General features: G+C 50.9%; 10 protein-coding genes. 4 read left to right on the top strand and 6 right to left on the bottom strand.

Annotation, left to right across the window (positions count from 1 at the left end; translation table 11 throughout):
- Positions 1-53 precede the first annotated feature (53 nt).
- Positions 54-4,259, top strand: a complete 4,206-nt coding sequence (locus RHJ80_RS09835) for a CHAT domain-containing protein (protein WP_310800902.1) — start codon at positions 54-56, stop codon at positions 4,257-4,259.
- Positions 4,260-4,266: 7 nt separating this feature from the next.
- Here RHJ80_RS09835 and hemC read toward each other — a convergent pair whose 3' ends face one another.
- Both hemC and RHJ80_RS09825 read right to left on the bottom strand, forming a co-directional pair.
- Entirely contained in the window at positions 4,267-5,229 is a 963-nt protein-coding gene (gene hemC, locus RHJ80_RS09830) for a hydroxymethylbilane synthase (protein WP_310800901.1), read from the bottom strand.
- Between the two features lie 64 nt (positions 5,230-5,293).
- Positions 5,294-6,637 carry a TIGR03279 family radical SAM protein gene (locus RHJ80_RS09825; RefSeq protein WP_310800900.1) on the bottom strand — a complete coding sequence of 448 codons (1,344 nt, stop codon included), beginning with the start codon at positions 6,635-6,637 and terminating at the stop codon, positions 5,294-5,296.
- Between the two features lie 159 nt (positions 6,638-6,796).
- Between RHJ80_RS09825 and psb35 the strand changes: the two genes are divergently transcribed.
- Together psb35 and RHJ80_RS09815 are read left to right on the top strand one after the other, a co-directional pair.
- Positions 6,797-7,027: a photosystem II assembly protein Psb35 gene (psb35, locus tag RHJ80_RS09820; protein ID WP_315862966.1), complete on the top strand. Its 231-nt coding sequence runs from the start codon at positions 6,797-6,799 to the stop codon at positions 7,025-7,027.
- Positions 7,024-8,640 (top strand): cyclic peptide export ABC transporter, encoded by a 1,617-nt coding sequence (locus tag RHJ80_RS09815; RefSeq protein WP_310800899.1) that lies wholly within the window; start codon positions 7,024-7,026, stop codon positions 8,638-8,640. The genes psb35 and RHJ80_RS09815 overlap by 4 nt, the downstream gene beginning before the upstream one ends.
- Here the strand turns inward: RHJ80_RS09815 and ntcA are convergent.
- From ntcA to RHJ80_RS09795, 4 genes are all read right to left on the bottom strand, one after another.
- Positions 8,637-9,302, bottom strand: a complete 666-nt coding sequence (ntcA, locus tag RHJ80_RS09810) for a global nitrogen regulator NtcA (RefSeq protein WP_190278317.1) — start codon at positions 9,300-9,302, stop codon at positions 8,637-8,639. The genes RHJ80_RS09815 and ntcA overlap by 4 nt on opposite strands.
- Positions 9,303-9,476: 174 nt before the next feature.
- A complete protein-coding gene (locus tag RHJ80_RS09805) occupies positions 9,477-10,121 on the bottom strand; it encodes a DUF2834 domain-containing protein (protein ID WP_310743737.1) in 645 nt (214 codons plus the stop codon).
- A 6-nt stretch (positions 10,122-10,127) separates the two neighbouring features.
- On the bottom strand, positions 10,128-10,787 hold the full coding sequence (locus RHJ80_RS09800) for a hypothetical protein (RefSeq protein WP_310743736.1): 660 nt from the start codon (positions 10,785-10,787) through the stop codon (positions 10,128-10,130).
- Between the two features lie 370 nt (positions 10,788-11,157).
- Positions 11,158-13,884 carry an MGH1-like glycoside hydrolase domain-containing protein gene (locus RHJ80_RS09795; protein WP_310800898.1) on the bottom strand — a complete coding sequence of 909 codons (2,727 nt, stop codon included), beginning with the start codon at positions 13,882-13,884 and terminating at the stop codon, positions 11,158-11,160.
- Between the two features lie 702 nt (positions 13,885-14,586).
- Between RHJ80_RS09795 and RHJ80_RS09790 the strand changes: the two genes are divergently transcribed.
- Positions 14,587-15,420 (top strand): acyl-CoA desaturase, encoded by an 834-nt coding sequence (locus RHJ80_RS09790; RefSeq protein WP_206200012.1) that lies wholly within the window; start codon positions 14,587-14,589, stop codon positions 15,418-15,420.
- Positions 15,421-15,426 lie beyond the last annotated feature (6 nt).

Below are 15,426 nucleotides of genomic sequence, written 5' to 3'. Positions count from 1 at the left end.
ATTCTCAATGCTTAACAAAAGTGTTGCCCTACAGCTGGGTGATCCTGACTAGCTTGACCTCTTTTCTTGGTACACCCGCCCTTGCTGAAATTACCCCCGCTCCCAATGCCACTGGCACCACCGTAGAAACCATCAACCATCAGTTCAACATTGGGGGCGGACAACGTTCTGCCGATGGCCAAAACCTTTTTCACCTGTTTCGTGATTTCAATGTCCAGCAGGGGCAAATCGCCAACTTTCTTTCTACCCCGCAAATTCGCAACATTCTTGCTGGCGTCAATGGTGGCAGTGCTAGTTATATCAACGGCGTGCTGCAAGTTACAGGCGGAAACAGTCATCTCTACCTCCTGAATCCTGCAGGTATTGTTTTTGGTCCGAATGCGCAGTTGAATCTACCAGCAGCATTCCATGCCTCGACAGCCCAGCGCGTTCACTTTGGCAATGGCCTCTTTGATCTCAATGGTTCAAACACCTACAGCCAACTCAATGGCTCCCCGATTGGCTTTGAATTTGCTAATAGAGGCATCCTAATTAATGAAGGCAATCTTAGGGTTAATGACGGTCAATCCCTGACCCTGATGGCGCATCAGGTGATCAATACAGGTACCCTTGGCGCAACGGGGGGCACGGTCAATGTTGTGGCGGTACCTGAATCAGGTCTGGTGCGCATTTCCCAAGAGGGCATGCTCCTCAGTCTAGAGATTCCCAAAGAGCGATTGCCCGCCGCAGGCATTATTCAGCCAATTGATCTCCCGACGTTACTCACAGGGGGTAATGGCTATCCTGCCGTCAATAGCGTGATTCAAAATCCAGATGGCACGATTCATTTGGTTCACGACAGTACCAAGATTCCCCTAACCACAAATACAGCAGTCATTGGCGGCACGATTGATGTGAGTCATACCACCGGCGCCGGGGGTAAAATCACCATTGCTGGCCAAGGCAGTAATATTGCTCTGATTAATGCTCAACTGAATGCTGCGGGTAATACAGGGGGCGGCACAATTCTCATTGGTGGTGACTATTTAGGGGGAACAACAGGAACTGGCCGGCTAGGCAGTAGCTTCAATGCGCAAAACCTTTTTGTTAATGCCGGTACTCTTTTGAATGCTGATGCCACCCATCAGGGTAACGGGGGCACAATTATCAATTGGGCAGAGCACAACACACGTTTCTATGGCCAGATCAGTAGCCGTGGCGGTGCGCTTGGGGGAGATGGCGGCTTTGTCGAAGTTTCTGGCAAACAGTTTCTAGATTTTCAAGGCACAGTCGATACCACTGCCCTAAATGGTAACACAGGAACATTATTACTTGATCCGACAAACATATACATCACTGACAGCATGTATGATGTCAACATTACTTCCTCTTCGCCCTTTAAAGCACTATCAAACTCTTATCCAATTTCTGTGTTAACTATAGGAACGCTGTTATCAGCACTCAATTCCACAGACGTTGTCATAACAACAGACAGTACGGCGCTAACTACTGGGAATATCTATGTAGAAACCTCAATTTCCAGCAGCTCGACAAACTCACTCACGCTACAGGCTGATAATGATATCATCATCGGCTACCCCATCTCGCTTCAGGGGAGCTTGGTATTACAAGCACAGGGAGTGATTCAAAATCAATCATCCTTCAATAATCCAATTAATATCAGTGCAGCAAACATTAGTGCCAATGCTCCCATACAAACTAATGGCGCCAATATCACCCTCCAAGCTAGTGGCAATATCTTCCTTCCTTCTAGTGGCAGTGTTCTCAGTACATCAGGTGGAAGTATTAATCTACAGAGTAGTGGGGGTACGATTTCCCTTGGAGGTTTAGTTAATGCATCTGCAGGCAGCATTCAATTCAGTGGTAACACATCTCTACTAAACTCAACGAGCTTTTCAGGGAAAAATATTACATTCAATGGCAATATCAATGGCAATCATTCTTTGAATATTGACTCAACAGGTCAAACCGTAGTTTTAGGAACAATCAACACTGCAAGTCTAAGCATCAATGCTCTTAGTAATATTCAGCTGAACAATGTCACCACTAGTTCAGGTATTAGTCTAGACTCGGCATCTAATATTACTGCTGGTAATTTGCAAGTAACTCAAAGTAGTGGTACTGTCGGCGTAGTTGCTTTTAATGACATCACTCTCGGCAACCTAATCAGTGCAGGCGGAGCGATCGCAGTCTTTTCAGGAAGCGGGGGTATTTCAACTGGCAATATCAACAGCAACGGTGGTTTTGTTTATCTTGATTCCATAACTGACATAACAACTGGCAATATCACGACTCGCGGGGGTGATTTGGCTGCTGTTGCCTACAGGGGTGCTTTAACAATAGGTAATATCAATACAGCTGGCAGTGGTGGCAATGTTACACTGTTTGCGCCTACGATTACGACGGGTGATATCTTCACCAACGGTGGTAACTTCTTAGCTTGGACTGGTGATTTCCCTATTCCAACCTCTAGAGGTACGATTGATCCAATTCCGGATGATGATTTAACACTGCCCGATCTATTCACTAATCTCCAGACAATACCCAGCGGCAACTTAACGCTGGGCCATTTGACGACTGGTGGTGGGGATGTCAACCTAAGGGGCGGCAATCTAGTTTTCAACTGGATTAATGCTGGGGCGGGCAGTGTTGATATTTATGCGCAAAATTCACTGCGTGGCTTGGGTACGTTTGTTTCCAATGGTGTACCTACCACGATATGGGGTGACTCAGTGAATATCTTTATCAACAATGCTACTCCATTTTTAGTGGGCAATTCCGAAAAGAATGGAACTGCAGGGGCAATTCAAGCCGAGGGATCGATTATTCCTGTACCTACAACGCTTTCAGGTCTTGTGGAGGTCGGAAATATTCGTTTTGAAAATACAGGTCAAAATGTTGCCGATAGGAGCTTCGTTCCTTCTGAAAAAATCAATCCTCTGTTAGAACCCCCTACACCAGCCATCTCAGATCCCCTTAAAGTACCCACCGCTCCCCCTGAAATTCTCTTGACTAGAGATATCGAGACTGCCCTAGCTAGCAATAACATTGAGGGTGCGCTGGCGTTACTCGATCTACGGGGCTGTCAAGAAGTCAGCAGTTACCTACAACGTACTTGTGATAGGCAAGATTTCTCCCTTGAGGATTTACAGGCAGCCCTCAATGAAATTGCCAAGCAAACAGGTAAAAAGCCAGCGGTCATTTATACCCTAGCCCGGCCTGACCAATTTGATCTCATCTTGGTTACCCCAGAGGGGAGGCCGCTTTATACACCCCTACAGAACGTGGGACGTGAACAGTTATTGAAAACAGTGGATACTTTGACTAACAGGGTGCGTGATCCACGCCTGATCAATACCCGTACTTATCTACCGGCGGCACAACAGCTTTACCAATGGTTGATTGCCCCCTTGCGTGCTAACTTGAATGCCCAGAGCATTGATACACTGGTCTTTGTTCTAGACAGTGGTATGCGTAGCCTTCCCTTGGCAGCGCTCCATGATGGTCAAAACTTTCTTGTAGAGCAATTTAGTACGGCGCTGGTTCCCAGTATAAGGCTCATAGATATTCGCTACCGCAGTATTCAACGGGAACCCATCTTGGCAATGGGAGCATCGGAATTCCCAGATCAGTCCCCCTTGCCGATGGCACCCCTAGAGGTAGCACAGGTTGTTAAAAACCTAGGAGGAGGCCAAGCCTTTCTCAATGAGGCCTTTACAATTGCTAATTTTAGACAACAGCGCCGTCAAGGAATCTATCCCGTGATCCATTTGGCCACTCACGCTGAGTTTCAACCGGGGGCTGCAGAAAATTCCTACATTGCTTTTAGGGATGGGCGATTGAATCTTTTGCAGTTCCAAGGCTTACAGCTTAACCGTCCCCAAGCAGAATTTTTGACCCTCAGTGCCTGCCGCACGGCGGTTGGAGATTTGGATGCAGAACTGGGGTTTGCGGGTCTGGCGGTACAGGCGGGGGCGAAGTCGGTGCTGGCCAGTTTGTGGTATGTCAGCGATGAGGGGACGTTGGCGTTGATGACCACTTTCTACGATTTGTTAAATACGGTACCCATTAAGGCCGAGGCGCTACGGCAAGCGCAGCTAGCGATGCTGCGCGGCAATATTCGCATCCAGGACAATGAACTGCAAACAATTCGTGGCCGCATCCCGTTACCCCCAGAAGTTACCCAAGGGGCTGGTCGTCGTTCCCTCGATCATCCCTACTACTGGGCTGCCTTTACCATGGTAGGGGTTCCATGGTAGGGATAAACTAACGCTCGAGACGGGCAGTAGCAAAAATCTCTTCCAAAATCTCTGACGCACCCTGTTCACGGAGTTTCAGGGCAAGCTGCGTTCCTAGTTCTTCTGCACTGGCAGGCTCCCCTGTGAGACTGTCTTTGACAAGGCGCTGGCCATCGAGACTCGCTACTAAGCCTGTGAGGGTGAGTTGACCATTCTCAATCACCGTATGCACCCCAATGGGCACTTGACAGCCCCCTTCCAATTGCCGTAGGAAGGCTCGCTCTGCTAGGCAACGGGCTGCTGTTTCTGGATGTTCAAGGGTCTTGACCAAGGCTAAAATGTCGGGATCGTCGGCGCGGCATTCAATGCCCAAGGCACCCTGACCGACAGCATAGAGGGACACTGTTGCGGGTAAGACTTGGCTAATGCGATCGCCAAAGCCCAAACGCCGCAGGCCAGCCACCGCTAAAATCAAGGCATCGTATTCCCCAGCATCTAATTTGGCCAAGCGAGTATTTAGATTGCCCCGCACATCCTTAAACGTGAGATGGGGGTAGTGGTGGCGCAACTGTGCCAAGCGACGCAGTGACGAAGTACCAATGACCGTGCCTTCAGGTAGGGTATCAATGGTGTGTCCTGTCCATTTTGCACCTAAAACAAGGGCATCTGCTGGGTCTTCCCGCTCAGTAATCGCGCCTAAAACTAAACCATCGGGCAACTTGGTGGGTAAGTCCTTGAGGGAGTGAACGGCCAAATCGGTCTCACCCCGCAGCATTGAGAGTTCTAGCTCTTTGGTAAAGAGGCCTTTATCGCCAATTTTGGCAAGGGCGACATCAAGGATATTGTCTCCTTGGGTGGTCATGGTCACCACCTCAAAGGCGCGATCGCGATAGTGGGCTTGCAGTTGCGCCTGTACCCATTCCGTTTGCACAAGCGCCAGTTGACTTTTGCGGGAACCAATGCGAACCGGATGGGATGAGGTGGCAATCATAGCGTTGAGTGTGCAGCGGACAGCATTCAGCCATTATAGGTTGCGGGGATCCCAAGGGGCAAGATCAGGCATTTTCGGGGTGAGTACAAGCGGCAATAATCCCTGCCGCGCCACCAGAGACCACTTGAATGGGGATCCCTAGTGCTTCCTCCACAGTGGCTAAAGGCACATCATCGAGAAAAACGGGTTCATCGTGCTTGAGCATCAGACTGGGCAGAAGCAGGCGATCGCCCAAGGGTTTGCCCTTCAGGTGATAGATCAAATCATGGCCGGTTAATAGCCCTGTCACGGACATCTGCTGTCCCCAATAGTCGCTAGCAAGGGCATAGAGATCAAGGCGCAGGTTCTCAATTTGGTTAAGGCGAGCCACCAAGGGTGCAAAGGCCTGTTCCACGGTATTACCCACCACCCAACTCAGATGACGCGGCTGCGGTAAGCGTTGGGGAAGCTGTTGGGCGTGAAGCTCAAACTCTTCTAAAAACAGGCGAATCGTTCCCACACCATTACTGAGTTGCGGATAGTCCTGATAGTGGGCGGCGGGGGGTAAGGGCGATCCGGCAATCAAGAACCATTCATCTGCTAGCCAAGCAAAGGGGGTTTGCCACTGCTGTTCAAACCGCTGTTGGAGTGCCTGTACCCGTTGAATCACCGCTTGGGCGTGATCAGGGGTGACGGGAATCAGTTCATCCTCAGCAGGGCGAAAGCGAGTCAGCCCCACCGGCACCACTGCCACTGAAAGCACGGTTGGCCATTCAGGATCATAGAACTGGGCTAAATCCCGCAGTGTTTGCTCGAGGCACTCGCCGTCATTAATCCCCGGACAGACAACCACTTGGGCATGGAGTTGCAGCCGTTGCTCTTGAAACCAGCGAATCTGTTGCAGAATTTCTCCTGCCCGTGGATTTTTCAGTAGGCGTTGGCGGATGCTGGGCACCGTGGCATGGACAGAGACATAGAGGGGAGAAAGGCGCAAGCGGGCAATGCGTTGCCATTCTGAGGGCAATAGGTTGGTGAGTGTAATGTAACTGCCATAAAGGAAGCTGAGACGGTAATCATCATCCTTGAGATAGAGGCTCTGCCGCTTACCCGGTGGTTGCTGATCAATAAAACAAAAGGGGCAGCGATTGTTGCACTGCATCAACCCATCAAAGAGGGCGGTGGTAAACTCCAGTCCTAAATCTTGATCAATGTCTTTTTCAATTTCGAGAACATAGGTTTGGCCGTCTTTGCCCAGTATTTCGAGGGTGAGGTATTCCTCGGCACAGAGAAACCGATAATCAATCAAATCGCGGGGGCGATCGCCATTAATGGCCACCAACGCATCACCGGGTTCAAATCCCAACTCAGCGGCAATGGAGCCGGGTTCCACAGCAGCCACAACAGCTGGGCGAAGGGCGCGATCGCTCATGGTTGATTGTTGAAAAGAGGGGGGACAGTCAGCAAAACTTCTTTATCTTGTACTGTACCTTAGGCAGCACAGCCGCTTCCAACTCTCAGGATTCTCAAAGCAACCATAGGGTTGATATAGTGGTGTTCTACATATTTCTAAAAAATGTTAACGAGGACGATGATGGGGTCATTGGGGATTAGCTTTACCGTTGGTGCAGGTAACTTTGTCCCCTTTTATGGGGTATTGCTGCTGGGTCTTGTGGCGGCCGTGAGCATTGGCCTCATTGCATGGTACAACTCGAAGCGTCCCCCCGGTTGGGAAAATGCCGATCGCCCCAGTTTTATTCCCAAGTTGAATCTCGAAGAGTCTGAGTCCAATCCCACCCCTGATGAGACAACAGATTCGTGAAGCTCTTTCGGATTCTTTTACGGGCGGCTTGGCCGACGATTGTTGCGGCAGCGATCGCTGGACTTCTCAACGGTGGCAGTACGGCTGCGCTCATTGCCCTGATGAATGCCGCCCTGCAGAAAACCCCTGCCCTCCAGCGCCTCTTACCTTGGGGATTTATTCTCCTCGGCACGCTCCTACTGCTGACCCACTTTAGCTCCCAAGTGCTCCTGGTGCGGGCTGCCCAACAGGCGGTTTATGAAATGCGCCTCCTCCTCAGCCGCCAGATTCTCGCTTCACCCCTACGCCAGTTAGAAGCCATTGGCAATCCGCAACTCCTTGCGACGCTGACAGAGGACGTGGATGCCGTTTCCCGTTCCTTTTCCGTCCTGCCCAATCTTTTTAATGCCATTGCCATTGTTATTGGCTGCCTGATTTACATGGGTTGGTTGTCGCCGCCCCTCTTTTTTGCCCTTGTGGGCTTGATTGTCGTTGGTACTGGCAGCTACTTGTTTCTAGCGGGCAGAGCACGCAAATTCCTAGAGCGGGCACGGCAGCAACAGGATCACCTTTTTCAACACTTTCGGACACTCACCGAGGGCAACAAAGAACTCAAGCTCAATCGGCAACGGCGGTTGGCCTTCTTTTATCGGGAATTGGAACCCACGGCTCAGAAAACACGGCAGCAAAACGAGCTAGGGTACATGGTCTTTGCCATTGCTGCCAGTTGGGGGCAGTTGCTGCTGTTTGTCACCATTGGCTTCTTTCTCTTTACGCTGCCCCATTTGCTAGGAGCCACACCCACAGTTCTCTCAGGGTATGTTCTGACGATCATTTACCTCATGCTGCCGATGCAGCAGCTGATTGATGCGATTCCTGTCTTTAGCCGTGCTAGGGTTGCCCTGAAAAAAGTGGAATCTTTGCAACTCAGCCTTGGAGATCCGCACCAAAACCTCAACGATACAGGCGAACTCCCTCCCCTTGGCTGGAAAACCCTCTCTCTGCGGCAGATCTGTCATCAGTACCGCAGTGGCCACGAGGATGAACCTGCGACCTTTACCCTCGGCCCTTTGAGTTTGACCGTGCAGGCTGGGGAACTCCTTTTTATTGTCGGTGGCAATGGCAGCGGTAAATCCACCCTAGCAAAAATTATTACTGGCCTGTACATTCCCGATCAGGGAGAAATTTGGGTGGATGATCACTGTTTGCAGCCTGAGGACTACGAATGGTATCGCCAACACTTTGCCACTGTTTTTAGTGACTTTTATCTTTTTGAGTCACTGTTGGGCATTGAGTCCCCCGAACGCCTTGCAGAAGTGCCAAGTTACCTCGAAAAATTGCGCTTGAGCCACAAAGTTCGCCTAGAAGGTAACCGCTTCTCTACGACATCTCTTTCCCAAGGGGAGCGCAAGCGTTTGGGGTTGTTGATGGCCTATCTCGACGATCGCCCCGCCTACCTCTTTGATGAATGGGCAGCGGATCAAGATCCTGTGTTTCGGGAGATTTTCTACCGCCAACTCCTACCCGAGCTAAAGGCTCAGGGCAAAACGGTGTTTGTGATTAGCCATGACGATCGCTACTTTGACGTGGCCGATCGCCTGATCAAACTCGACTATGGCCAACTCGTGACCTAGGTAAACTGCTGACTGAGCATCAAGGGGTTATGCACCGTGATTTTCTTTTTGTGAATTGAGATCATTTTTTGATCCCGAAGTTCCCCGAGAAGGCGAGTTACGGTTACCCGTGTCGAACCAATGGCCTCGGCGATCGCCTGATGGGAAAGCTTCAAATCCACAGTGACTCCCGCACTCGTGGGAATCCCAAAATCACGGCAAAGAATCAGCAAAAAGCTCACCAAGCGGGATCCCATATCGCGGTGGGCAAGGGTCTCGATCATCATCTCCGTTTGCAGGATCCGCGATGACAGCCCCTGAATCATAAACATCGGCAAATCGGGATCCTCGTGCATCGCCTTTTCCACCTGTTCGATGGGAACGGCCAATAGCTCCACATTCGTAAACGCCACCGCATGGTAAAAGCGATCGGAGCGGGTGCCCGTAATCAGGGACAGCACCCCAAATACGGTATTTTCCCGCAGCAGTGCCACCGTAATTTCCTCGCCCGCTTCATACACCCGTGAGAGCTTCACTGCCCCCTTGAGGAGAAAATAGACCTTTTCCGCTGGATCTCCCGGAAAGAAAATGGTTTTGCCGCGTTCGTAAGTTTCAGTGGTGGATGGAAACAGGCCACTGGCCATGTGGCGAAAGACGGGTGCTAAGGGTTGATCTTTATTCATGAGTCGTGTGTCAATCCAAGGTGGTTTAACTGGTGGTGTGGCGATCGCATAGGGTGCTGTCGGCATTGATATCCCCCCAACAATGCAACTCTCTCAACGCCAGCGAATCTTGCTCTGGGTGAAGAGTTCAGCATTGACAGATTAGTAAAACCAATTCAGGGGCATTTTTTTGTATCATGCCACACTTTTTTTCGAGAGAATTAAGGGCGGACGCAAAAGCAAGTACCCTAATGCTCCCAAGAGGGGGACAAGGCTCCACCAGCGCCACGGTGACTTTTCCAGTCCTCGCCGTTGCCAGTCATCCACTAGTAGCACCGGCAAGAGCAACGACAGGAGGCAAAAGTCTAGGCTCATCACATGAATAAAGCGGCTGGTTTGCCACTGCTGCCAAAAGTCTGGCCAATCGCCGCCAACCAAGCCATAGCCAAGAAAGCCCACAGCCAATAAACCAATGACAACGGCAGTGAGCCGTGATTCCCAAAGGCGTACCCCCCGATTGAGTTCTCCGCTGAAGATCGGTGCTGGCTGGCGCAGGATGAAGTAAGGTAACAGGGCAAACGCACCCACGGCAAAACTAAAAGCCGCAAATGGCCACGCGGGAAATCGCTGTTCTTGACCATCCACCACCAGTAATGCGGTATAAATCAGTGGCCAGACGCCCATCAAATTAAAAAGACTGACAATGAGGGGGTTAATGCCTTGCCAGTCTCCCGTTGCTAGCCGTTGAATAAGTGTCAGTGTTTGCGGTTGATCGGGGGGGGCAAAACCAAAGCTATAGACAATCAATCCCAGCCACAGAACCGCAAAGAAAATCCGCATACCGCCCTAAGCTAAAACCGTTTCGGGTACCCCCGCTTTTTGCAGTTGCTTCGTAAATTGCGGCAGCACTCGCTGACACTGGCGGATAAAGGCCTCTAGCCAACCTTGCAAGTGCTCTAGCTGCTCCTCACTGAGAAACACATCGCGGGTGGACTGGTACGATTGACAAACCACACGACCATCATTGGTCACTGTAAAGTCAGCGAACCAACTGCTGTAGGGACGAGTCCCCCGCCAATAGTTGGCCACAATCATCTTGCCAAGGTATTTCTGGGCGATGTCGCCAATTTTGTTAAAGTGTTCTAGCACTTCCGCCAAGGTGAGGGCTTTTGCTGCGGCGCCTTTTGTTTCTCCAAGCTGCGGCAGGGTAATGTCTGTCAGTTCTTCGCGAGGCTGTCCCCCCAGACCCATGAGGGCAAAGAGTTTTTGTTCCAGATTGGCGAGGTAGCTATTGTAGGTTTGGCCGTTGCGGCTCAGGGTTTGGTGCATCCGCACAATGAGATCAATTTCTGCCAACTTAGTTGCCGCCAAGGATTCTAGGCGTGCCAATTGATCGGCAAAGGCTTGACTGTCACTTTCGGCACCACTTACGGTCAACCCAAGGGATTCAGCACGCTTTGCAAGGAGACGGCGAATGTAATAGCGGGTCATGGGTGTGAGCGACATAGTCTGAACCTCAAATGCAGCCAATGTGGAACACAGGCGGAATGTAAACTTTTGTAAATCAGCTTAACATGTCTCTGGCTGTATTGCAAAATATAAACCTTATACTTCCTGAAGCAGATTCCAGCAGCAGTAGAAACTAACTTTAGGCAAAAGTGTGTTCATTCCTCCTATCTCTTTATCAATGTAGAAGATGGAGGGTACTGTTTGGCCAGTAATTTCACGGAAATTTACTTGTACGTTGGCAAATTTAATAGAACTAAAATCAGCTAGGATTACCGAGTTTTAGATTTTTGTGGGGGTGGCCAAGTCTTGACCTAAAAAAGGGGGCGATCGCCCCCCTATCACAATACGCTTCAGCCTTAATCAGGTGCTAGCTGGCGCTGACCAACTCCGCTAAGCGTTTCGAGACCACAGCCAAGTGTCCTTTCTCCAGTACCTCATCGGCGTCGAGAACATTGAGTCCCATGATGATCCGTGCAATCAGACCCGTCCAGCCGGTTTGGTGACTCGCACCTAGTCCTGCGCCATTATCCCCATGGAAGTATTCATAAAACAGAATTAGATCACGCCAGTGGGGATCGCTTTGGAATTTTTCGGTGCCACCATAGACCGGTCGCCGCCCCGATTCATCCTTGAGGAAGATACTGGCCAAGCGGCGGGCAATTTCTGCCGAGACCTCCCAGAGGTTGAGCCAGCGGCCTGAACCGGTAGGGCATTCCACCGTAAACTCGTTGCCGTAATAGCCATACATTTTGCGGAGGGCTTGCACCAAAAGGGCATTCACGGGCATCCAAATGGGGCCACGCCAGTTGGAGTTACCGCCAAAGAGGCCGGTGGTGGATTCACCGGGTTCATAGCTAACGCGATAGGCCTCGCGGCCGAGTTGGAAAATATAGGGGTGATCGTAGTGGTAGCGGGAGAGGGCACGGATGCCATAGTCACTGAGGAATTCACTCTCATCCAACATGCGGGTGAGAATCCGCCGTAGTTTGGCCTCGTTGACGGGCGAGAGCAACCGCCGTTTTTTTACACCCGGGCGATCGATGGGGTTAATGTTGGCCAAAAGCTCAGGGTGGCGGGCATTAAAGGCAGCAATGCGTTCCCTAAAGGTGGGTAGGGAGTCCAGCAACTCTTCTGAGAAAATGGCAGTGGCACACAGGGGCAGCAATCCCACCATCGAGCGTACCTTCAAGCGCTGGGCACGACCATCGGGCAACCGCAGCAGGTCATAGTAAAAGCCATCTTTTTCATCCCAGAGTTCATCTTTCTGGACGCCAATGCGATCCATCGCTCCGGCAATGTAAACGAAGTGCTCATAGAATTTGCAGGCAATATCCTCATAAACGGGATTGTGCTGTGCTAGCTCTAGTGCCATAGAGAGCATATCGAGGGCAAACATTGCCACCCAAGCTGTCCCATCCGCCTGCTCAAGAACACCACCCGTGGGTAGGGGCGCACTGCGATCAAAGACGCCAATATTGTCTAAACCAAGGAAGCCACCCTCCATGACGTTGTTGCCGAGGGAATCCTTGCGGTTGACCCACCACGTAAAGTTGAGCATGAGCTTGTGGAAGACACTCTCAAGGAAAGCCAAATCGCCTTCGCCTTTTTTCATGGCTTTGTCCAAGAGATAGATTTGCCACGTGGCAATCCCATGCACAGGCGGATTCACATCACCAAAGTTCCATTCGTAGGCGGGAATTTGACCGTTGGGGTGCAGATACAGTTCATTCACCATCAGCTTAAGCTGCTCTTTGGCGAAGTCGATATCCATCAGAGCTAAGGGCGAGCAGTGGAAGGCCAAGTCCCAAGCGGCAAACCAAGGATATTCCCACTTGTCGGGCATGGAGATAATGTCGGCGCTTTCAAGGTGGAACCACGATTTGTTGCGGGTAACGATGCGCTCTTCCACATCGGGGGGCAGCGCTTTATCTTCCAGCCACTGCTTGACAGGGTAGTAGTAGTACTGCTTTGTCCACATCATGCCGGCAAAGGCTTGACGAACCACATTGCGCTGATCAGCCGTGCAGTCACTGGGGATGAGGTGATCAAAGAAGAGATCCGCTTCGGTGCGGGCTTGGTTGAGGCGATCGCTAAAGGCATTGCCAAAGCTGAGGGGGCTACTTTTGGCAGATGCTAGGCGTAGTTGAATGATCTCAACCCCTTGGGCGGCAACGGTGACTTGATAGTGGGCAGCCACCTTGGTGCCGACTTTGTCGGGGTTGACGGCATTTTGCTCACCATTGATCAGGTAGCGGTGAAAGGCATCCTTAACGTAGGGCGAGGCATTGGGCTGGCCAAAGAGCCGCTCAAAGTTGGTTTCATTCTCGGTGAAGAGGAAGGGCACCGGGCGATCGCTCACAAATTCATACTCTCCTAGCTCCCCATGGCGTGCCCGCACCAGTGTCGCATCCATTTGCTTCAGTTCTGGTTTGGCGAGAACCTTGTCCGGTGTCCAACTCCACGTATTGCGGTACCAGAGGGTGGGCAGAACATGCAAATGGGCAGCTTCGTTGCCGCGATTGTGAATGCTGATTTGAATCAAAATGTCATTGGGAGCCGCTTTGGCATATTCAATGAAGACATCGAAGTAGCGATCGCCCTCAAAGACCCCTGTATCCAAGAGTTCATACTCCATTTCAAAGCGGCTGCGGTGGCGGTTGGTCATCACCAGATCAATGTAGGGATAGGCAGCTTGGGGATACTTGTAGAGGTATTTCATGTAGGAATGGGTGGGCGTACTGTCGAGGTAAAAGTAATACTCTTTAACGTCCTCCCCATGATTGCCTTCATTGTTGGTTAAGCCAAAAAGCCGTTCCTTGAAAATTGGATCGTTGCCATTCCAAAGAGCCAAGGCAAAACAAAGCCGTTGCTGCGCATCACAAATGCCACCGAGGCCATCTTCACCCCAACGGTAGGCACGCGATCGCGCTTGATCATGGGAAAAATACTCCCAAGCATTGCCGTCGGCGGAATAGTCTTCCCGTACAGTGCCCCACTGCCGCTCGCTCAAGTAAGGTCCCCAAAATTTCCAAGGGTTGGCTTGGCCATGAACTTGATTGAGTCGTTCCAGTTCAGGATTGACAGGAGAAGCCATTTTTAACCTCGCTTGTTATCTCAAAAATTCCATAAAGGCCTACAAACTTATATGAACTTAAGCGAAAACTCTTATAAATAAAAAAAATAAAAAGAGATAAAGAGCTTAAGCTCATAGATTTTGAGTATAAGCAAAATATCCTAAACTCCAAGAAAGGAAACATTAAGGCTTAGTAATCTGCTAGGGCAGATATAGCCCTTTCCTGAACTAGGGGGACATCTGGGAATCCAATCCGCTATAGTAGGAGTTGTCGCAGTGTTGAGCGTCTTCGTGAAAGAGGTAGTACCCGACCCAGATTTTGCTTGACCTGATGCGCGGCAAGCCCCGGCATTCATGTCGGCGGCGAAGGATAGTGCGGATGGCGGAGGCATCCTAATCATGGTATTGCCACTGAAACCCAAGGTGGCCTACGGCAGGGCATGCCGGCAAGATACAAGCAGCGGTTAGAACCCGCCGAAACGATTGCGCAGTCATCCCCGTCGTAGGAATCTGCGGCTTTCAGGCCGGGGAGGAGGTCAAGTCTTCTCCAATCTCTGCTACGATGAAAGTAAGGGTTGGTTGTTTGCTCGTTAAACGTAGATTGTTTAGGAAGCCATTTCTCTAGGCATCTAGGTAAAAAGCAGTCGTAACCATCTTTGCTCTAAGGGAGCAGCCTACAGGGCTCAACTCCCCTGTGAGTTTGTCAATTTGTTCGAGAGTTTTATGACATCTGTTTCTTCGTTGCCTGCGCGCCCCCTGCGTCCCAATTGGGGGGTGATTTTTTTTATGGGCATTGTGCATTTGGGAGCGTTGCTGGCATTGGTACCGGGGCTGTTTTCTTGGCCGGCTGTGCTGTTGTGTGTTGTTCTCTATTGGGTGTCTGGAGGCCTTGGCATCACCCTAGGCTGGCATCGCCTGATCACCCATCGCAGTTTCCAGTGCCCGAAATGGCTGGAATACTTTTTTGGCTTTTGCGGCAGCTTGGCCTGTGAGGGTGGAATTATTGAATGGGTTGGCCTCCACCGTAATCACCACCTCCACTCCGATCAAGAACTGGATCAGCACAATTCCCAAAAGGGGTTTTGGTGGTCGCACATGGGTTGGATGCTCCAAGAAGTGCCCGCCAAGGCAGAGGTAGAACGCCTCACCAAGGACATTAACACTGATCCGGTGTATCGCTTTTTGAATCAGTACTTTGTGCCCATTCAAGTGGTTTTAGGGGTCTTGCTGTATCTGTGGGGGGGACTGCCCTTTGTGGTCTGGGGCATCTTTGTCCGCCTTGTGCTGGTGTATCACCTCACTTGGTTTGTCAATAGTGCCACCCATAAATTTGGCTACCGCACCTTTGAATCGGGCGATCGCTCCACAAATTGTTGGTGGGTTGCCCTGCTGACGTTTGGCGAAGGCTGGCACAACAACCACCACACCTACCCCCATTCGGCACGTCACGGTCTGCAATGGTGGGAATTTGATATTACGTGGATCACGATTCGGGCATTGCAAGCGATTGGTCTGGCCCAAAAGGTGCGGCTCGTGGAAGCCCCCACGAATCAGTAAAAGCCC

Source organism: Thermosynechococcus sp. QS41 (assembly GCF_031583515.1).
Taxonomy (GTDB): Bacteria; Cyanobacteriota; Cyanobacteriia; order Thermosynechococcales; family Thermosynechococcaceae; genus Thermosynechococcus.
This window is presented reverse-complemented; position numbering and strand designations above follow the sequence as displayed.